At 60.3% G+C, this 19,140-nt stretch carries 17 protein-coding genes; 10 read left to right on the forward strand and 7 right to left on the reverse strand.

Annotation, left to right across the window (positions count from 1 at the left end; all coding sequences use genetic code 11):
- Window positions 1–84: 84 nt before the first annotated feature.
- The 9 genes from CK910_RS20965 (at window position 85) to CK910_RS21005 (ending at window position 8,145) form a co-directional block, all read left to right on the forward strand.
- The gene (locus tag CK910_RS20965; protein ID WP_043134732.1) at window positions 85–390 is read left to right on the forward strand and encodes a PTS fructose transporter subunit IIB; all 306 of its coding nucleotides are present in this window, start codon (window positions 85–87) and stop codon (window positions 388–390) included.
- Window positions 391–1,158 carry a PTS sugar transporter subunit IIA gene (locus CK910_RS20970; RefSeq protein ID WP_098984582.1) on the forward strand — a complete coding sequence of 256 codons (768 nt, stop codon included), beginning with the start codon at window positions 391–393 and terminating at the stop codon, window positions 1,156–1,158.
- Window positions 1,159–1,295: 137 nt separating this feature from the next.
- On the forward strand, window positions 1,296–2,240 hold the full coding sequence (locus CK910_RS20975) for a pseudouridine synthase (RefSeq protein WP_441296856.1): 945 nt from the start codon (window positions 1,296–1,298) through the stop codon (window positions 2,238–2,240).
- On the forward strand, window positions 2,240–2,719 hold the full coding sequence (locus tag CK910_RS20980) for an NUDIX hydrolase (RefSeq protein WP_172955383.1): 480 nt from the start codon (window positions 2,240–2,242) through the stop codon (window positions 2,717–2,719). The genes CK910_RS20975 and CK910_RS20980 overlap by 1 nt, the downstream gene beginning before the upstream one ends.
- Window positions 2,720–2,876: 157 nt before the next feature.
- Window positions 2,877–3,983, forward strand: a complete 1,107-nt coding sequence (gene mnmA, locus CK910_RS20985) for a tRNA 2-thiouridine(34) synthase MnmA (RefSeq protein WP_098984584.1) — start codon at window positions 2,877–2,879, stop codon at window positions 3,981–3,983.
- Window positions 3,984–4,078: 95 nt separating this feature from the next.
- Window positions 4,079–4,690 carry a high frequency lysogenization protein HflD gene (hflD, locus tag CK910_RS20990; protein WP_043134725.1) on the forward strand — a complete coding sequence of 204 codons (612 nt, stop codon included), beginning with the start codon at window positions 4,079–4,081 and terminating at the stop codon, window positions 4,688–4,690.
- A gap of 190 nt (window positions 4,691–4,880) precedes the next feature.
- Window positions 4,881–6,251, forward strand: coding sequence for an adenylosuccinate lyase (purB, locus tag CK910_RS20995; protein ID WP_042872066.1), 1,371 nt, complete (start codon window positions 4,881–4,883; stop codon window positions 6,249–6,251).
- Window positions 6,252–6,416: 165 nt separating this feature from the next.
- On the forward strand, window positions 6,417–7,547 hold the full coding sequence (locus tag CK910_RS21000; RefSeq protein WP_098984585.1) for a ribosomal protein uL16 3-hydroxylase: 1,131 nt from the start codon (window positions 6,417–6,419) through the stop codon (window positions 7,545–7,547).
- A gap of 184 nt (window positions 7,548–7,731) precedes the next feature.
- Complete coding sequence (locus tag CK910_RS21005; RefSeq protein ID WP_098984586.1) at window positions 7,732–8,145, forward strand: hypothetical protein; 414 nt, start codon at window positions 7,732–7,734, stop codon at window positions 8,143–8,145.
- A gap of 150 nt (window positions 8,146–8,295) precedes the next feature.
- Here the strand turns inward: CK910_RS21005 and CK910_RS21010 are convergent, their stop codons facing one another.
- The 7 genes from CK910_RS21010 to CK910_RS21040 all read right to left on the reverse strand — a co-directional run bounded on the left by CK910_RS21010 (window position 8,296) and on the right by CK910_RS21040 (window position 17,713).
- Window positions 8,296–11,163, reverse strand: coding sequence for a hypothetical protein (locus CK910_RS21010; protein ID WP_098984587.1), 2,868 nt, complete (start codon window positions 11,161–11,163; stop codon window positions 8,296–8,298).
- 620 nt (window positions 11,164–11,783) lie between these two features.
- Complete coding sequence (locus CK910_RS21015) at window positions 11,784–12,293, reverse strand: GNAT family N-acetyltransferase (protein ID WP_016350073.1); 510 nt, start codon at window positions 12,291–12,293, stop codon at window positions 11,784–11,786.
- 32 nt (window positions 12,294–12,325) lie between these two features.
- Window positions 12,326–13,960 (reverse strand): GNAT family N-acetyltransferase, encoded by a 1,635-nt coding sequence (locus CK910_RS21020; RefSeq protein WP_098984588.1) that lies wholly within the window; start codon window positions 13,958–13,960, stop codon window positions 12,326–12,328.
- Window positions 13,960–14,574, reverse strand: a complete 615-nt coding sequence (locus CK910_RS21025) for a glutathione S-transferase family protein (RefSeq protein WP_098984589.1) — start codon at window positions 14,572–14,574, stop codon at window positions 13,960–13,962. Before CK910_RS21025 ends, CK910_RS21020 begins: the two co-directional genes overlap by 1 nt.
- Before the next feature lie 44 nt (window positions 14,575–14,618).
- A complete protein-coding gene (gene pdxH / locus CK910_RS21030; RefSeq protein ID WP_098984590.1) occupies window positions 14,619–15,257 on the reverse strand; it encodes a pyridoxamine 5'-phosphate oxidase in 639 nt (212 codons plus the stop codon).
- A 159-nt stretch (window positions 15,258–15,416) separates the two neighbouring features.
- Complete coding sequence (locus CK910_RS21035; RefSeq protein ID WP_098984591.1) at window positions 15,417–15,740, reverse strand: hypothetical protein; 324 nt, start codon at window positions 15,738–15,740, stop codon at window positions 15,417–15,419.
- Complete coding sequence (locus tag CK910_RS21040) at window positions 15,737–17,713, reverse strand: reprolysin-like metallopeptidase (protein WP_172955384.1); 1,977 nt, start codon at window positions 17,711–17,713, stop codon at window positions 15,737–15,739. The genes CK910_RS21035 and CK910_RS21040 overlap by 4 nt, the downstream gene beginning before the upstream one ends.
- Before the next feature lie 209 nt (window positions 17,714–17,922).
- On the opposite strand from CK910_RS21040, the gene CK910_RS21045 reads away from it, so the two are divergent.
- Window positions 17,923–19,134, forward strand: a complete 1,212-nt coding sequence (locus CK910_RS21045) for an RsmB/NOP family class I SAM-dependent RNA methyltransferase (protein ID WP_098984593.1) — start codon at window positions 17,923–17,925, stop codon at window positions 19,132–19,134.
- Window positions 19,135–19,140: the final 6 nt, after the last annotated feature.

Below are 19,140 nucleotides of genomic sequence, written 5' to 3' on the forward strand. Positions count from 1 at the left end.
GATCCCATTTTTGCCCCGCAGCTTTGGCAAAGTCCGCTCCTTGGCGCTATCTTGTTGGCCCACCTCTCCTTGCTTCGAGAACCGATGAAGATCCTCGCCGTCACCGCCTGCCCCACCGGCATAGCTCACACCTACATGGCCGCCGAGGCGCTGCAAAAAGCCGCCGACAAGCTGGGGCTGAAGATCAAGGTTGAAACCCAGGGCGCCATGGGACTGGAGAACATTCTCACCGCGCGGGACATCGCCTGCGCCGATCTGGTGCTGATCGCCTCCGACATCGAGATTGAGCAGAAGGATCGCTTCCTCGGCTGCCGGGTTCGTCAGGTATCGCTGGAATCCGTACTGCTGGACGCCAACGCCGTGCTCAAAACCGCCACCGTCGGCGCCTGAATGCTCACCCGCGAGCTCACCTTCTTCTGCCAGCTGGGATTGACCATCACCCAGGCCAAGCAGCTGAGCCGGCTGGCCGGACTGTTCAAGTCCCATATCCAGTTCATCAACGTCAGCCGCCGCCAGACGGTGGAGGCGACCAACCAACTCTCCCTGCTCACCCTGGCCACCCAGCCCGGCGATCTCTGTCTGCTGCTCATCGAGGGGCTGGATGCCGAGCTGGCCCACATGGCCTTTACCTGCTGGTGCGTGGAACTGGGCCAGCCCCTTGGCCGCCCCGCCACCACCGCCCAGGCCGAGCAGCGCCTTGGCCTCGCCCAGCCCGACTTCTGTTTTTCCCTCGCCCAGCTGGGGCACGCGGCGGCATCGCTGGACAAATCCCTGGCCCTGAGGGTGCTGGTCGATCTCTTGCCCGCCGAGCTGGTACGCGACAGGCCCGCGCTTGAGCAGGCCATCGCCAAACGCGAGCAGATCGCCGCCACCATCATTCGGCCCGGCCTCGCCATGCCCCACGTGATCTGCCCCGCCATCCGCCAGCCCGCGCTCTCGCTCTTGAGTTGCGCCGAGCCCATCGAGTGGGGATCGACGCTCGGGCCGGTGCAGACCATCATATTGCTGGCGATCCCGGCCGGGCTCGCCCCCGAGCAGTTGCGCCCCCTCACCCGGCTGGCCCGCGCCATGATGGACGAGGTGGTCAGCACGGCGCTCTTGCACGCAGGCTCGGCCCCAGCCCGTCAGGCCATCGTCATCGAAGGGTTGCTGAGCTGAGATGCACTGAATCGGGTGCAATTCACCCTGTTCATTGCCCTCAGGGCGTTGGCCTGCCGGGTGAGCGCATCCCCATGCCCCATCCACTCAGCCCCCTGTGATACACTGCGCCATCCCCTGTTTTTGGTATGCATGCGATGAAATCTGCCCGCCCCCGTCTCTCCCTCCAAGGCCGCACGACCACCTCCGGCCGCACCGCACTGGATGACGCCAACCGACCCGGTCTTGCCCGCTCACGGGCCGGCACCCGGCACGCACACGAGGCTGAACAGGCCGGGCAGAAACCGCGGGTGGCCCCCGCCGATCGCAAGTTGCTGCTGCTGAACAAGCCCTACATGGTGCTCTGCCAGTTCACCGATGAGGCAGGACGGGAGACCCTCAAGGATTACATCAAGGAGCCCGGCATCTATGCCGCCGGCCGGCTGGACCGCGACAGCGAGGGGCTCTTGCTGCTCACCAACGACGGCAAGCTGCAGGCTCACCTCACCCAGCCGGGGGAGAAGACCCCCAAGACCTACTGGGTGCAGGTGGAAGGAATACCGAGCGAGGAGGCGCTGGCCGCCCTGCGCGCCGGAGTCGAGCTCAACGACGGCATGACCCTGCCCGCCGAGGCAAGGCGCATGGATGAGCCCGATGTGTGGCCGCGCACTCCGCCCATTCGCGAGCGCAAGGAGATCCCCACCCGCTGGCTCGAAATCAAAATCATCGAAGGGCGCAACCGGCAGGTGCGGCGGATGACCGCCCATATCGGCCACCCCACCCTGCGCCTGATCCGCTACGCCATCGGCGACTGGACCTTGGGTAACTGGCAAGAAGACGGGCTGGCCCCCGGGCAGAGCCGCAGCCTGCCCGCTCCCGAGCTGGCGCCGGCCCAGCGCCAGCGCAAACCCTCATCACCCCGCCCGGATGGCAGCGCAGCCAAACCGGCAGGCGAGGCGCCACGGCGGGCAAACCAACCGAGACGGGATCAACGGCCCCGCAGCACCGCATCGACCACTAGCCCGACCGGCGGCAAGCCCCGCAGCAGCGGTCGCGGCACGGCCCGCCGTCCCGCCCGTCACACCACAGACAAGGAGTCATGATGATCAAGCACCCGCCGATGGAAGAGAGAATGCAAGCCAGATTGACGGTTGCCGCCCTGGTGCACTGGCAGGGCCGCTTCTTGCTGGTGGAGGAGGAGATCAAGGGCCAGCGCCGCTTCAACCAACCCGCCGGCCATGTGGAACCGGGCGAAAACCTGATTGAAGCGGCCTGCCGCGAGCTGAAAGAGGAGACGGGTCTGACCGCCGCCCCCAGCGCCTGGCTAGGCACCTATCTGTTCAAACCGGCCGACAGCGAGGCCACCTTTGTGCGCACCGCCGTCATCTTCGACCTTGAAAAGGCGCCGGGTCAGCACCATCCAGAGGATCCTGACGGCGACGTGCTGGCTTGCCACTGGCTCACCCTGGAGGAGATAGCCGAGTGCAAACCGGCCCTGCGCAGCCCGCTGGTGTGGCAGTGCATCCAGGACTATCTGGGGGGCACCCGCTTGCCACTGTCGGCGCTCAAGGCCTTTATTTGAGGCCATTTGACGCTCTTTTTTGGCCTCAATGGCCAGCAGCAGAAAAACGATTTCCTGCCGCTGCGCGCCCGATGGGAGCCAGGGCATGGATATGTGACCGGGGGCGCGAAATTCTGGTAGAATACGCCCCGTTTAAACGAACTGGTAACTTCGACTAATGACAGACAACAGCCAAATCAAGGTGATCGTCGGCATGTCCGGCGGCGTGGATTCTTCCGTCTCGGCCTACCTGCTGCAGCAGCAGGGTTATCAGGTCGAAGGCTTGTTCATGAAGAACTGGGAAGAAGACGACACGGACGAGTATTGCTCTGCCTCCCAGGATTTGGCTGATGCCAAGGCCGTCTGCGACAAGCTGGGTATGAAACTGCATACCATCAATTTCGCCGCCGAGTACTGGGACAATGTGTTCGAGCACTTCCTCGAAGAGTACAAGGCAGGCCGCACGCCGAACCCGGATATCCTGTGCAACAAGGAGATCAAGTTCAAGGCGTTCCTGGAATTTGCCGCCGAAGAGCTGGGTGCCACCTACATAGCCACCGGCCACTACGTGCGCCGTGACGACAGCACAGGCCACCCGCGCCTGCTGCGCGGTCTGGATAGCAACAAGGATCAGAGCTACTTCCTCTACACCCTGAGCGAGAAGCAAGTGGGTCAGAGCCTGTTCCCGGTCGGGGATCTGGAGAAGCCGGAGGTGCGCCGCATCGCCGAGCAGCTGGATCTCATCACCGCCAAGAAGAAAGACTCCACCGGTATCTGCTTTATCGGTGAGCGCAAGTTCAAGGACTTCCTGGCCAAGTTCCTGCCTGCCCAGCCCGGCCCCATCGAAACCGTGGACGGCAAGGTGATCGGCGAGCACCAGGGGCTGATGTATCACACCCTGGGCCAGCGCAAGGGGCTCGGTATCGGTGGTCGCAAAGACGCCACCGAAGAGGCCTGGTACGTGGTCGACAAAGAGGTCGAGCGCAACGTGCTGGTGGTGGCGCAGGGCGAGCATCCCCGCCTCTACTCCGACGGCCTGGTTGCCAGCCAGCTGCACTGGGTGGATCGCACCCCGATCCGCGCCCCGCGCCGCTGCACCGTCAAGACCCGTTACCGCCAGCAGGATATTCCCTGCCTCATTCAGCCCATCGACGATGAGACCATCCGGGTCATCTTCGACGAGAAGCAGGCTGCGGTGACCCCGGGCCAGTCCGCCGTCTTCTACGACGGGGAAGTGTGCCTGGGCGGCGGCATCATAGAACAGCGTTTCAGCCACCCGGTATAAATGAACAACGAGGGCCGCAACGCGCGGCCCTTTGCAGACCGCATTCGGCCAGCGGGCTTGAATGTGTTTTGAATAATTAACAGAAGGCCGCGAACGTGAGCGACAAATTCCAAGACAGAACCATGGCCTTTGCCGGCATCTGCCAGGCAGCCTATCTGGTACAGAAGGTGGCCCGCGACGGCAGCTGCGACGAGGCCTCGCTGCGCGAGAGCCTGCAAAGCGTGCTGGTGACCGACCCCAAGCAGCCGCTGGAGGTGTTCGGCAACCACCTGGCCATTCGTGATGGCTATCGCGCCCTGGTCGAACAGTTGGGCGCCGACGGCAGCCAGAAGAACGCCGAGCTGACCCGTTACGTGGTCAGCCTGATCGCGCTGGAGCGCAAGCTGGCCAAGCGCAAGGACATACTCAACATGCTGGGGGAGCGGATCGGTCAGATCGGCCGCCAGCAACAGCATTTCGATCTGCTCGACGAGCAGATCCTGGCCAACATGGCGAGCATCTACAGCGATCTTATCAGCCCGATTGGCCCCAGGATCCAGGTGGCGGGTACCCCGCTGTTCCTGCAGCAGCCGCTGGTGCAGCACAAGGTGCGCGCCCTGCTGCTGGCGGGCATACGTGCCTGCGTGCTGTGGCGCCAGCTCGGCGGCAGCCGCACCCAGATCATCTTCGCTCGCAAGAAGATGGTGGAATTGGCCAAACGTTTTTAAGAATCGGCTCGGGCTCCGTCGTGAGAGGCCGGAAGCAAGGTGAAGCGCAGCGCAGGTACCGGAGTTTATGTCGATAAATGAGCACTCTCGGTTACCAACAAGCGAGCAGCACATGAGCCTTGATAACGGCCTCGCAACAGGCGCGCGAGTTGATGAGAATCCCCCACACCAAACATCAGGAGTTCACCCCATGGAGCTGTCCGCGCTGACTGCTGTTTCCCCGATTGACGGTCGTTATGGCGACAAGGCCGATGCCCTGCGCCCTATCTTCTCCGAATTCGGCCTGCTGCGTTTTCGCGTCGAAGTTGAGGTGCGCTGGTTGCAGAAACTGGCCAGCCACGCCGGGATCCCGGAAGTCCCTGCCCTGAGCGCGGCCGCCAACGCCCTGCTCGACGGCATAGTCCTCAACTTCAACGAGAGTGACGCCGCCCGCATCAAACAGATAGAGCGCACCACCAACCATGATGTGAAAGCGGTGGAGTACTTCCTCAAAGAGAAAGTCGAAGTGAACCCCGAGCTGGCGGCCGTCAGCGAGTTCATCCACTTCGCCTGCACCTCGGAAGACATCAACAACAACTCCCACGGTCTGATGCTGAAAACCGCCCGTGACGAGGTCATCAAGCCTTACTGCGAGAAGCTCATCAGCGAGCTCAAGCGTCTGGCCCATGAGTACCGTGACATGCCGCTGCTGTCGCGCACCCACGGCCAGCCGGCCACCCCGAGCACCATGGGCAAGGAGATGGCCAACGTCGCCTATCGCCTGGAGCGCCAGTTCAAGCAGATCATGGCGGTGGAGATCCTCGGCAAGATCAACGGTGCGGTCGGCAACTACAACGCCCACGTCAGTGCCTATCCGGAAGTAGACTGGCACCAGTTCTCCGAGGAGTTTGTCACTTCGCTCGGCCTGAACTGGAACCCCTACACCACCCAGATCGAGCCGCACGACTACATTGCCGAGCTGTTCGACGCCATGGCCCGCTTCAACACCATCCTGATCGACTTCGATCGGGACGTGTGGGGCTACATCTCGCTGGGTCACTTCAAGCAGCGCACAGTGGCGGGCGAAATCGGCTCCTCCACCATGCCGCACAAGGTCAACCCAATCGACTTCGAGAACTCAGAAGGCAACCTGGGTCTGGCCAACGCCGTGTTCCAGCACCTGGCCTCCAAGCTGCCCATCTCCCGCTGGCAGCGAGATCTCACCGATTCGACCGTGCTGCGCAACCTGGGTGTGGCGGTCGGTTACTCCCTGATTGCCTATCAGGCGACCCTGAAGGGCATCTCCAAGCTGGAAGCCAACGCCGGTGCCATGGCCGCCGATCTGGATGCCAACTGGGAAGTGCTGGCCGAGCCGATCCAGACAGTCATGCGCCGCTACGGCATCGAGAAGCCCTACGAGAAGCTCAAAGAGCTGACCCGTGGCCGCCGCGTCGATGCCGAAGGCATGCGTACCTTCATCGACACCCTCGAACTGCCGGAAGCGGTCAAGGTCGAGCTGAAGAAACTGACCCCGGCCAACTATATCGGTCAGGCTCAGCGTCTGGTTGATCTGCTGAAATAAGCGGATAAATGACACTACCGGGGCCCTGTGCATGATCTGCAACAGGGCCCCGGTTATTTTATGTGACACCCTATACACAGTTTGCAAGAGGGCTTGCCCGAGGCCGGCAGCCGCCTCTGGCAAGACCTCTCTTGACCTTTGTCGAACCCTTTGACGAGAAGACCTATGTACGAACTCAATCTGGATATCGCTCACTTCCTCGAGCATTACTGGCAGAAGCGCCCGCTCCTTATCAAGGGCGGCTTCAAGAATTTTCAGGATCCCATCAGCCCGGACGAGCTGGCGGGTCTGGCCATGGAAGAGGTTATCGAGTCCCGTCTGGTGACCCGCTTCGACAACAAGTGGGAAGCGGCCCACGGCCCCTTCGAATCTTACGATCACCTGGGGGAGGAGAACTGGACCATTCTGGTGCAGGCCTGCAACCACTGGGCCCCGGAGGTCAACGAGCTGGCACTGCCGTTCCAGTTCATCCCGGGCTGGCGCTTTGACGATGTGATGGTGAGCTTCTCCACCCCTCATGCGGGTGTAGGTCCCCACATCGACAACTACGATGTGTTCATCACCCAGGGCCTGGGCAAGCGTCACTGGCGCGTCGGCGATGCCAAGCCTCTCAACGAGTTTGCCGCCCACGCTGCGCTGCTGCACTGCGAACCGTTCGAGGCGATCATCGACGTCATCATGGAGCCGGGCGACATCCTCTACATTCCGCCTGGATTCCCCCACGAAGGCTACGCCATCGAGCCTTCCATGAACTTCTCCGTGGGCTTCCGGGCGCCGGATGCCAAGGCGCTCATCTCCTCCTTTGCCGATCACCTGATCGACAACGAGGTGCGCACCGAGCGTTACGGCGATGGGGATCTCAAGCCCCGCGCCCGCCACGGCGAGATCCTGCCCCACGAGATGCACCGTCTGCGCGAGCTGATGCAGCAGGCCCTCGATGACGAGACCCTGTTCAAGGAGTGGTTCGGCACCATGATCTCCGAGGCCAAGCACGATCTGGACGTCAATCCGGTCGAGCCTGACTACAGCGCCGAGGAAGTGGCCGACCTGCTGACCCAGGGCGAACCCGCCATCAAGGTGCCAGGCCTGCGCACCGTCTGGTTCAGCGGCGACAGTCAGCAGTGCTATATCGACGGCGAAGCCTGGACCCTGGCAAGCGAAGATGCAGCCGCCATCTCTCTGCTGTGTGACAAGGACATCATCACTCAGGCCGACATGGTTACGCTTACCGATCAGGCCGGTTTCCTGCAACTGCTGACCCGTCTGGTCAACCGTGGTTACTGGTTCTTCAGCTGATTTGGCTGGCTGACAGAAACGACAGAGGCGCCTTGATGGCGCCTTTTTTGTTACCCCTAGCAGTGCAATTAACAATCGATTCGCGAAGCTGAACCCACTCTTGACGAACAAACAGATGGTGCTTTCTTGAGCGAAACCGGACCAGTATCATGCGTCCGTTCCTGTTCAGAAGAGAAGCGTCACCATGCAGATCAGCTCCCGGCCCATGCCGCTGCCCGATTACAGCAAGTATCCCTCCTACCCCGACGTAACGCCGGAGCAGATCAATCAGGCCCGCAACCAGGCACTGGACAAGAAGGATGAGGTGCAGGCGCAGAGCGAGGAGAAGGCAAGCGCCCGCAGAACCATGGCAGTCTCCTATACCGCCCACCAGCAGGATAAAGCCGTGGTGGAGCGTTACCTGCAAGCAAGCGGGCAGGAGAGCAGTGAAACAACCGCCCCCAACGCCACCGACATCTATCGGATGGATAATCGCTACCAGCGCCAGCAGGTGCGCATCGACTACCTGCAATACCGGCAGAGCCCGCTTGGAAAACAGCTGGAGGGCATGACGGGTGCCGAGGATCGCAAGGGTAACCTGCTCGATACCAGCGCCTGAGCAAGATCCAGTGCAGAGCGTGGGATAACCTAAAAAAGCCCTCGCTGAGGGCTTTTGAGTTTTGCCGATAAGGGCGCAGCTTATTTGCGGCCACTGTCACGCTCAATACGGGCCCTTCATGGCCCAGGGATTGAGAGGGTACTGGCTGCGTTATTTAGGAATAAATGCATTCTTGTAGAAGGATCTGAATCCATTATCCGGCACCTGAAACTCAACCCCATTGTGCAATGACAATGAGGCATCGCCAGTCTTATTCATAATTGCGCCATAGCGGGCATAACCACTTTTGCCATCGTGATACATAAAGTCCATCCGCGAAACCAGATCGTTGGTTTTCTTGAACAACCTGCCAACAATCGGCGAGTCTGAGGACAGGGGATTATTGATGGTCCGCAGTAATTTCATACTGGTATAATCACCATTGTCATCCCGGGTCAGCAGATAATGGTAGCGGGTCTCGGGAGCCTGCAGACCATTTAACCGATAGATCAAATTCACGTTGGTACCGAGTGCCAGTGCATTCAGACCATAGGTTATCGGTGTATCGCGCTGACCGACAAAGTCAGATATTATCCTGCGCGCCACACCACCCTTCACCTGATAGATATGTCGGGTAGTAAAGATAAGGAACATGGTCTCATCAAGGCCATTGATGGCAACCACATCCAGCGGATATTCTTGCCACTCCAGATTTAATTGACTCGTCAGCTCATTGCTACTTGTAGGGGCATCTTCCAAGTGAGAGGTCAAGAAGGCGCGTGAAAAACTTGAGCCGTTGCCCAGCACCACGAATATTGCAGCGCGATTATTATTGCTTGCCTGACTCTCAACGGCATGCCAGCAGGTCTGCAAATCACTCCCCGGCCGCCAGTTACTGATTGGTGTTGTGGCTCCCGCTGTGAAGAAATTCGATATATTTCCGTAGCCTGGCTTCTGAATATTGGCAAAGTTATAAATCTTGCCATTTCTTGGGGAGGTTACCAATGCCCCTGGCTGAGTATAAATCGGGTTATCATGATCAGCGATACTTGGGACGTAATCCCAATCGGTATTCATGGTCCTTGCATCGAATGCGCATACCAGAGTACGCTTCCAGTAACTGGATACCCGGCAAATATATGCACCAAGGTCTTCATACTCAAGCCCTCGTGGTTTAATATATTCGTTGGTATATCTCGTGATTGGGGTAGGTTTGATCTCTTCTTTCTTGAGTAACGAGTATATCCACTGGGCGATGGCCACCACTATGCCTATCACCGCAATAATAATACCCAAGGGGCCGGCAATGGCAAACCCCATAAAAGAGGCAATGGCGATGCCCAACGCCACAGTGGCGACCAACATATTTATTGCAGCAAATATAATATCCCCAACATCCCCGCCCTCGACAGCCTGATATAGGTTATACGCGGCCAAGGCCGCCCCCAGCGCCGCCAATCCAATAAAACATATATTGATAACCCGAGCGATATTTTGAGTGGCGAGAAACATCTTGCTGGCTATCTGCCGCTCTAGCACATTCGTGAGATGCTGGCCTTTGGCTGTAAGGTTGCTCAAGAATTGACTGAATTTCCCCATATTAATGGCTATGCTATTTATGATGCCTTCACCATTGCCATAAATAAACATGGTCACTTTATCAAGGAAGCGACCGAGCTGGATCAGATTCAATGTCACATCAAAAAGGGCCGCCCCCAACTCCATCAAAGGAACAGGGTTGCTCCATTCCTCCCGCTCGGTCGCCGTCAACCAGGTAAAGTTGCCCACCCCCAGCAACAAGGTAAACACGGAAAGGAATGAATCTATGGAGAAGGCAGCGGGAGCCACACCGGAGAAGGCTGTGGGAGCCATACTGCCCGTCGCCCCTGCCAGAGCAGGGTATCTTTGAAGAATACGCTGCCGGGCATTCCCATCCTGCAAGGTGCTCGTTCTCAAGCTCATATTATTCAGTTCATTCCAGAAGCTATCCGGGCTATTTTGGTTGAAGAAATTGTTCCAGAAGGTGCGCTGAGTACCGCTTTCATTTCTCAACAAGGTCACCACATCATCGAAATTTCTCCTGTTGGCCAAGACTGTGTATTTCTCGCTTTGGTGACCCCAGCTCATGTTCATGGCAAACCCGCTGTAAACAGAACCCGCCATGGTGCGTTCAAATTTTTTCAGCTCATCACTGGAGATGTGACTACCGGATGAGATATTGAGCGCTCTTGTTTTATTGATGGTGTTATATACTTTCCACATCGCCTTTTCAAACGATGAGCCTGACCCCACATACTCCTGAACTTTAAAAGAACTGATAAGTTCGTCTAACACCTCATTCTTGGAGTAGTGCCCGATAAGTTGACGAGCCCAGTTTTCGCCCCCTGCTTTGTAGGCGGTTAACTTTCCACTTTGACAATAATGGGTGGCGACAGAGTATAGCTGATCGATAATCTCTTTAAATTGCGCCCCCTTTTCTGCTTGCTTAATATTCGCATTTACCTTCACCATATCCCAAGAGTTATACAGCTTCCGGTCAGCTACTGTGACATCTTTTTGTTTGCTATATGAGTGCTGCAACAAGCCACTCACATATTCAACCATATTATCGGTAAAATAGCGTCGATTGCTGTTGAAAATAGCATTGACCGAGTTGATGCCATCACTCATTGTCAGCACATTATTATTAGGCTTCATGCCAGCGCCCAAGTCTGCACTTAATGTGCTGTTCTGATACTGGAATTCGAATTTCATCAACTCTTGAAACATCACCTGGGCAAGATATTGAGCCTCATCGGTTTCTTGTACAAAGTTGACCCGATTTGAATCAACGGCGGGCTGGTTAGACGCCATCACGTAAAAGTCGATCGCATCCAGTTCAGCGAAAGTGCCACTATTCAGGATAGAAATGGCGGCCTTCACCGGGGCAGGAAAAACGCTGCTCGCCGCCAAGCCAAGCAATGACATGGAAGAGAAAGTGAGGAAATCGCGACGACCCTGTGAAACTTCACGATGGATTATTTCTGAAAGTTTTTTCATATAATATATCCCTATCAGTGCTCAATGGTTTTTCCAGATTGATCGATATCTTCAGACAATAGCCGGGCAGGCCATATCATCATGACCGAGCATATGGTTGTTGTTTTCCGGTGAGAAAATAAAATAGGTTACCGCATCAGAATGATTGATACGCATATGACAGCAACGCTACTAATATATATAAGACAAGGGCAGGTATGAATAATTAAAGCCATGGCAATCGCACCAGGCCTTCTTGTTTATATATTCAACAACCTACCTTTACATCCTCATTTGAGTCAAACATCAATAATGAGGTCAAACCAGAAAGTGTTACCCGTTAGACAAAAACAGATCTTGCTGAGAGCAAAATTGTAACAAGATATTGCAACGAAACACGTCCGGAAAAATGCAACGACGTGCAATCAGACAGCGAGTCAGCACCGTCATATTCAGGGATATGGCGACTTGCTCCGTATATCCCGACACGGGGCCAAGATGCGTTGCATGGTCGCGGATACTGCCCAGGATGATGGAGCGGGGGAGAACAGCGACTCATCGGCTATTCGAGGGGGAAAGGCAAAGCGCTTGCTGCTCATTCAGATAACAAAACGGCAGCCAAAGGGCTGCCGTTGCTTTGCTCATTGTTCTTCGGGAAGCTCGTCAAACAGCGGGTGGTAGAGCACCTCGCCGGCCATGCCGGCCAGACCCCCTTCCTGCAGCTCCATCGCCAGAAAGCAGTCGGCGGGCACCTCGTAGATGCAGTGCAGGCCGAACTCGCTGGCGGGACGAAAACCGAAGCGGCCGTAATAGGTCGGGTCGCCGAGCACCACCACCGCCTTCCAGTCCATCTCCAGCGCCGTATCCAGCCCCTCACGCACCAGATCCGAGCCAATGCCCTGCCCCTGCCAATCCGGATGCACGGCCACCGGCGCCAGACCGAGCCAGGGCCCTTCCAGGCCGTTAATGGTGATCGGGCTCAGCATCAGGTGCCCCATGAACTCGTACTCTTCCTCTTCGACCATGGTCACCACGGCGGCGCCACACTCGCGCAGGCGGTTGACCAGTTCGGCCTCATCGGAACGGCCAAAGGCGGCGCTCACCAGTTCATAGACCGGCAACATGTCGCCGGGGCGCTCGGTTCTCAGCATACAGCGTTACTCCTCGTACAGCAGAGCGGGCATTATTCCACAAAGTGCCGGTCAGCCTGAGCACCTTTGTCCAGAAATGGGAGGGTGGACTCAGGAAAACGAGCCGCAAGTTGCCGCAGCAACCCCAGCAAGGCCGCCGGCGTCAGGGTGTCAATGGCCTCGCGGTAGGCCGCAAACAGCCCGGCATCCTCTCGCTCAAGCCGTGCCAACGCCAGCTCGGGCCCCTGATGCCAATGCCCGGCCAGCTCATCGATGAGGGCAGGCAGCTCCACCAGCAGCCAGAGCTGGCGATAGCGCCCTGCCACCGCGTCCCCGGCACTGGCCCCGGTCGCGGGCAGGCCGGTGCGTCGCGCCATCTTGCCAATCCAGCCGAGCCGCTGCTGTCGCTGCGCGCGGGTGAGCAGGACGGGCCCCTGACGCCGCAGGCTGGCCAGTTGCAGCAGGCAGGCAAGCCCCTGCTCATCCCTGTCCTTGAGCAGCACACCACCCAGCAGAGGCAACCGCTCGGGTTCGGCCAGATCCAGCTCACTGAGCGGATAGCAGATGACATCGAACCGGGCCCCATCATCAGAGGCGATCCCCGGCGAGTCGGGATCATAGCCCTGCTCATCCAGAAACAGGGTGAGCTGCCACGGGCGGCCATGGTCCAACCCTGTCTGTGCATCGGCACCCTGCAGGATAGCCACGGCCACCCGCTCGTCCGCCAGCCAGGGCGCCAGTTGCCGGGTCACTGGCTCGGGCAGGCTGATGGCCCTGTCCAGTCGCCAATAACTCACCTCGCAAGGCTGCTGAGCGGTTCGGCCGCGCAGCCCGCGATAGTGCATGCCGAGCTTGGCCATCACCCGGCCGGAGGCGAGGTTGCCCGGCATGTGGCGCGCGGTCAGCGCCGGCAGTTGCAAGGTGTCGAATGCAAAGGACTTGACCCGCTGCGCCGCCCGGGTGGCCAGCCCCTGGTTCTGCCAGGGGACACCGACCCACCAGGCCAGCTCGCCGTTCCAGTGCAGCGAGATCACCCCGACCAGCGGGGCCACCTCATCTCCCTGTGGCAGTGTCATGGCCCAGCTCCAGCCCAGCCCCAGTGCCGCCTTGCGCCAGCTGCCGACGAGCCAGTCACGGGCCCCCTCCGACGGGTAGGGGTGGGGAATGTTGAGGGTATAACGGGAGAGCGCCTCGTCGCCGCAGTAGCGCACCACTGCGGCCTCGTCGTCGGCCAGCAGCGGCCGCAGCACCAGCGCAGACGAGGAGGACGCAGCAGCGGGCTCGCGCAGCAGGGACACGGTCAAACGGCGGGCGAGCAGGCGGTTGAGCACGGCGCCCATGTCGTCGTCCGCGGTCAGCACCAGATCGGCCCCGAGCGGGCCCAGGGTGAGCAGACCGCTCTCCTTGGCCAGGGTCAGCAGAGAGGCAGAGGCGCTGATGAGGATCTGGCGGCTGGGGTCCGCCTGAACATCCGCGATCAAATCGCCGTCGAGCCAGGCTGCCAGCAGCGACGTCGCCGAGAGGAGGCCGTCGGGTCGGCAGGTGGACCAGAGATCCTCCTCCTCTGCCAGATGGGACTCTGCCTCCTTGCTGAGCAACAGTTGCCAGCGATGGCCCTGCCGCTGCCAGGCCTGCAGCACTTGGGCCCAATGGGGTTGCCACAGCGCCCGTTCGATCAGCAGCTCCATCAGCTGGCCTGGCAGGCCGCAGGCAGGCTCAGGTGGCGAGGATGGGCTTCTATGCGGACGATCCAGGCCTGGATGGCGGGCCAACCCTGCAGCGAGAAGATCCCCTCCTCCGCCACATGGGTGTAGGCATAGAGGGCGATATCGGCGATGGTCGGTGCCTCACCGCACAGATAAGGGGTGCGCTTGAGCTGCTGCTCCATCACCGCCAGCGCCCGCTCGCCACCGGCCTTGAGGCCGTCGAGTCGCGCCTCCTGAGACTCGGGGCGGCCCAGATAGTGGACGATAAAGCGCGCCACCGCTATGTAGGGCTCGTGGCTGTACTGCTCGAAGAACAGCCACTTGAGCACCTCGGCCTGCTGACGCGGCTCCGCCGGCCAGAGCGCCGAGCCCTGCGCCAGATAGAAGAGGATGGCGTTGGATTCCGCCAGGGCATCGCCGGGGGCAAGCTCCAGCACCGGGATCTTGCCATTGGGATTCATGGCCAGAAAGGTCGGGGTTTGGGTGTCACCGGCCTGGATATCCACAGAGACCCAGTCGAGAGGCAATGCCAGCCAGCGAGCCAGCAGCCACCCCTTGTAGCAGTTGCCGGATCTCAGATCGCCATACAGACGCATACAGACTCCTTGTCAGCACAGGATTGCAGAGGATAAACGGGGGATCAGGGCGCCAGCCGCTCTATGTGCCAGCCTTCCCCTTCCCGGCTGTAGTAGAAGCGATCGTGCAGCCGGTGCTCGCCACCCTGCCAGAATTCGACCGTGTCGATCACCACCCGATAGCCGCCCCAGAAGCTCGGCAGCGGCACTTCACCATTGGCAAACTTCTGCTTGAGCTCGAGGAACTTGGCCTCCAGCACGCCGCGGGCCGAGATGCGGGTCGACTGCTTGGAAACCCAGGCAGCTATCTGGCTATCCTTGGGGCGACTGTGGAAGTACTTCATCACCTCGAAGGTGCTCATCTTCTCCACCCGGCCGGTGACGTGCACCTGGCGATCCAGGGTGTGCCAGGGGAAGAGCAGACTGATACGCGGGTTGCCTTCCAGCTGGTGTGCCTTGCGGCTGCCCATGTTGGTGTAGAACACCATACCCTGGGCATCGTAGTGTTTGAGCAGCACGGTGCGCTGCCAGGGTTGCCCCTCGGCATCCACGGTCGCCACCACCATGGCAGTGGGATCGGTCAACTTGGCCTCGCAGGCCTGGGCCAGCCACTTCTCGAACAGCGCCAGGGGGTCGGCCGGCAGATCGGCCCGGTGCAATCCGCCCCGGGTGTATTCACGGCGCAGATCAGCCACATCCATCATCTTGATTTTCCTTTTCTCTTGCCGCCAATGCGGCCATGCGTGCTGGCATTGTGCGACGAGCACGCCATGGGTACAAGCCTCAGGGCGGCCAAATGCCAGCGCCCCAAAAAGAAAGGGAGGCTTGCGCCTCCCCTTTTCTGCCCACACCCGGCTGCGGGCTTATTGCTTGCCGGCGGCCGGTGGACAATGGACCAGCATGCGCTGGTTATATTCGGCCGCATAGGCCCTCAGCCTGGCCTGAGCCTCTTTCTGATCGGGCTTGATGACATCCCCCAAGCCCTCCAGATAGCGCACGCCACAGCGCGCCTTGGCCGCTTCCTGCTCACCGGTCGCAATGCCGGGCGCCACTTCGCCACGCCCGGCCCGCACTATCAGCCGGTAATCCTGCCTGGCAAGGCTGGCGCTGACCGCCTGCTCCAGGGTGTCGGCATCCGCCTGACAACCCCCGAGCAGCGTGAGCAGCAGCAAGCCGGTGACTCTCATGCCCGCCTCCGTTGCCAGCCGAGCAGGGCCAGCGCCAGTGTCCAGAAACCGAGCGTACCGCCACCACCACCGCCCGAGTTGCCGCCACTTTGCACCACAGGCAACTTGAGCGGGCTGATGGCGAAGAAGATGTTGTCGCTGCAGGCGACTTTCAACCTGACGCTGCTGGTGAGCTTGGCCGGCAGGGTGACGGTGGCCGAGCCGCTGTTGGGCTGGCCGATGGCCAGGGTCGCCCAGTTTGCGCCCTCATCCTGAGTCACGGACAGGTCTACCTTGCTGCAGTTGATCGGGGCCGCGCTGGTGCCCGCCACATCCCAGCCGACCGCCTGGCTGGCGCCCGGCGTCACCATAACGCCAAGGGGGCTGGTCAGGCGGAAGGCGCTGCCGGTGTTGACTACTTGCACCTTCATGTCATCGCTGGCGACGCCGCCCTTGCCGTCACGCACAGTGAGCCGGAAGTTGAGATCCCGGTTGGTGGTGGGCCAGGCCTCGCCCTTGGCCAGCGAGCCGGAGAGCAGGGATGGCAGGCTCGGCAGGATCCGCTCCGGCGAGCTGGTCGGCGACACGAAGCGGAACAACGGACGGGAGCCGTCATCGATCATGTCGAGGGCGCTGCTGGACAGGTTGCCCAGATCAATCTGCTCCCAGGTGTAGGTCAGGGGATCCGTGTCCAGATCGGCCCCGGCCCCCTTGAGCACAAACGGGGTGTTGGCGGGAATGATATGGCTGGCCCCGGCAGCCGCCTGGGGAGCATTGTTGGCAAGGGGCAGCGTGGTGCCGCAGGTCGGCACGGTTGCCATGTGCGCCCGCATCTGCTCGATGGACTTGCTGTGGAAATAGGGGTCACTGTGGGGCTGGATGTTCTCGTCACCACAGATACCGGCATAGGCCATGATGGAAGTGCCGCTGCCCGGCTCCCAGGCCTGTGTCGCCTCACGGTTGCCATCGGCACAACTGCCAGTGGTGCCGTTGAAGGTATGGTCGGCACCGAACTGGTGGCCGATTTCGTGGGCCACGTAGTCGATAAAGAAGGCATCCCCCACCGGGGTGGATGAACCCGTCATGCCGTCCGACTTGGTGGCCGTACAGAGCACACCCAATCCGGCCAGACCACCACCGCCCGTGTTGACCACATGGCCTATGTCGAATGGTCCCAGCGCCCCGCTGGGCAAGGTCTGCGCATTGGCCTGCACCGCGCCGTTGACATCGACATCCGTGTCGTCATTGCTGAACGGATCGCTCGCCGGATCGGTAAAGATGATGGCGTCATTGCCGCTGGCCAGCTGGAACTCGGCCCCCACATCGCGCTGATATACCTCGTTCACCCGGTTGAGCAGGGTGGCGAGGGCGCCCATGGTCAGCACCTTGGAGCCCCCGTGGAACTGGGTGTACTCCCCGGCCGCCGAGATGGCGATGACGTAGCGCTTGCGCTCGTTGCCATCCACTTGCACCTTGCGGGCCAGGGCTTTGGCGTCGGCCCCGATTACCTTGTCGGCCTCCTCTTCCAGCCGGCTGTAGGCATCCTGCTGGTAATAGACGGCATAGCCTTCGGCATTGCGCAGCGGGTCGACGAACACCGTCTTGCCCTGGTGGGTGAACATGGCGTGGAAACCTTGCGGGCCCAGGTCGAAACGACCCGTCTCCACCGGCGCCGCCGGGTTATGGCCCTTGAAGGTCAGGATCTCGGGATACCTGGCGGCGAGATCGGCGGGCAGCAGATCATAGGCCTGCAAGGTGAAGCTCACCTCACCCCCGTCCGGCAGTGGCAGGGTCAGCTGACGCGCCCCGGCCTGCAGTCCGGCAAAATAATCGAGGGGCACCTTGGCCACCCGGAACTGGTTGGCCCGCACTTCATAGCCGTCCGCCGCCGTGGCGCGCGCCGCCACCGTGTTCCACTCCTTGGCCGCGAGGCCACCCGAGCTCATCAGGCTGGCCACGACCAGCGCCAAGGGAGAATATTTCATTAACTGCATCTTTTTAGTCCTTTTAAATGCACTCACCTGAACTGCAACCGGCATCATTTTCCTGCTGGTCTGATTAGTCCAGCGCCATCGTCTGTATATTCCCCGAATGGGGAGTGTTGCACCAACCCTGTCTAGCCCCTATCATTGCGCGGATTTATCAGTTTTAGAGCTGCGTCACCATGACGACAGTTCGTCTTTATCTGACCAAGGTTAATCTCATGCTCAAATCCCCACTGTTGCCCCGTTTCGGGGACCTGATCGTTGCCATTGTTGACGATGTGCTGGGCCAGGGTCTCACTCTGGACCGCGCCTATGCCCGTCACTTCTCCGGCATCGAACTCAAACCGCAAGAACAGGCAAGGATTGCTCTGGTCACTGGCGATCTGCTGCGTCGCCTCAGCCTCTATTGCGCCCTGACCGGCATTCAGGTACGTCAGGCCGAGAAGAATGTCTGGCCTCTGCTGCACAGCTGGCACGCTTTTCACAAGATAGCTCAACCCAACCATCCGACCCTGGATCGTTTCAATGAAGAGGCATTTCGTCGCCGCCTGACCGAAGCGAAGAAGAACCCCGTGCTGATGGACGGTTGCCCCAGCTGGCTGGAAAAACTGGGCAGCGAGCAGCTCGGCGAGGCTTGGCCTGCCGAGCGCGCCGCCCTGGCCTGGATGCCCAAGCGTTACCTGCGGGTCAACACCCTCAAGTGCACCCGTGAAGAGCTGCAGGCCATTCTGGCCAAAGAGCATGTCACCACTATTCCCGTTGAAGGCGTGGATACCGCCCTGCAGGTCACCTCGGACGCCGCACTGTTCCGCACCAAGGCCTTTGCCGATGGCTGCTTCGAGCAGCAGGATGCGGGCTCCCAGCTGGTGGCTGCCGCGCTGGAAGTGACGCCTGGCATGCGCGTCATAGACGCCTGCGCCGGCGCCGGCGGCAAGACGCTGCACATCGCCGCCATGATGAACGGCAAGGGCCGTCTGCTGGCGATGGATGTGGAAGAGTGGAAGCTGGAAAACCTCAAGCAGCGCGCCCGCCGCGCCGGTGCCCACAACGTGGAAACCCGCGTCATCGAGAGCAGCAAGACTGTCAAGCGCCTCAAAGGCACCGCCGATCGCGTGCTGCTGGACGTGCCCTGCTCGGGCCTGGGCGTGCTCAAGCGCAACCCGGATGCCAAGTGGCGCGACACCGCCGAGCGTCTGCCTGTTCTGGTCGCCCTGCAGGAAGAGATACTGCAGCGCTACAGCCAGATGGTGAAGGTCGGCGGTCTGCTGGTCTATGCAACCTGCTCCATCCTGCCCCAGGAGAACCGCCAGCAGGTGGACAAGTTCCTGGCTGCCAACGACAACTACCGTCTGCGGGATGACCACACCGTCAGCCCGTCCGCGACCGGTTTTGACGGCTTCTACATGGCACGGATCGAACGCATCGCCTGATGCCAG

This window comes from Aeromonas sp. CA23, assembly GCF_002587065.1.
GTDB classification, from domain to species: domain Bacteria; phylum Pseudomonadota; class Gammaproteobacteria; order Enterobacterales; family Aeromonadaceae; genus Aeromonas; species Aeromonas bestiarum.

What these genes read in the sequence shown, in the direction of transcription:
- CK910_RS20965 (WP_043134732.1), top strand. Translation starts at nt 85, where the DNA reads ATGAAGATCCTCGCCGTCACCGCCTGCCCCACCGGCATAGCTCACACC.
- CK910_RS20970 (WP_098984582.1), top strand. Translation starts at nt 391, where the DNA reads ATGCTCACCCGCGAGCTCACCTTCTTCTGCCAGCTGGGATTGACCATC.
- CK910_RS20975 (WP_441296856.1), top strand. Translation starts at nt 1,296, where the DNA reads ATGAAATCTGCCCGCCCCCGTCTCTCCCTCCAAGGCCGCACGACCACC.
- CK910_RS20980 (WP_172955383.1), top strand. Translation starts at nt 2,240, where the DNA reads ATGATCAAGCACCCGCCGATGGAAGAGAGAATGCAAGCCAGATTGACG.
- mnmA (WP_098984584.1), top strand. Translation starts at nt 2,877, where the DNA reads ATGACAGACAACAGCCAAATCAAGGTGATCGTCGGCATGTCCGGCGGC.
- purB (WP_042872066.1), top strand. Translation starts at nt 4,881, where the DNA reads ATGGAGCTGTCCGCGCTGACTGCTGTTTCCCCGATTGACGGTCGTTAT.
- CK910_RS21000 (WP_098984585.1), top strand. Translation starts at nt 6,417, where the DNA reads ATGTACGAACTCAATCTGGATATCGCTCACTTCCTCGAGCATTACTGG.
- CK910_RS21005 (WP_098984586.1), top strand. Translation starts at nt 7,732, where the DNA reads ATGCAGATCAGCTCCCGGCCCATGCCGCTGCCCGATTACAGCAAGTAT.
- CK910_RS21010 (WP_098984587.1), bottom strand. Translation starts at nt 11,163, where the DNA reads ATGAAAAAACTTTCAGAAATAATCCATCGTGAAGTTTCACAGGGTCGT.
- CK910_RS21015 (WP_016350073.1), bottom strand. Translation starts at nt 12,293, where the DNA reads ATGCTGAGAACCGAGCGCCCCGGCGACATGTTGCCGGTCTATGAACTG.
- CK910_RS21020 (WP_098984588.1), bottom strand. Translation starts at nt 13,960, where the DNA reads ATGGAGCTGCTGATCGAACGGGCGCTGTGGCAACCCCATTGGGCCCAA.
- CK910_RS21025 (WP_098984589.1), bottom strand. Translation starts at nt 14,574, where the DNA reads ATGCGTCTGTATGGCGATCTGAGATCCGGCAACTGCTACAAGGGGTGG.
- pdxH (WP_098984590.1), bottom strand. Translation starts at nt 15,257, where the DNA reads ATGATGGATGTGGCTGATCTGCGCCGTGAATACACCCGGGGCGGATTG.
- CK910_RS21035 (WP_098984591.1), bottom strand. Translation starts at nt 15,740, where the DNA reads ATGAGAGTCACCGGCTTGCTGCTGCTCACGCTGCTCGGGGGTTGTCAG.
- CK910_RS21040 (WP_172955384.1), bottom strand. Translation starts at nt 17,713, where the DNA reads ATGCAGTTAATGAAATATTCTCCCTTGGCGCTGGTCGTGGCCAGCCTG.
- CK910_RS21045 (WP_098984593.1), top strand. Translation starts at nt 17,923, where the DNA reads ATGCTCAAATCCCCACTGTTGCCCCGTTTCGGGGACCTGATCGTTGCC.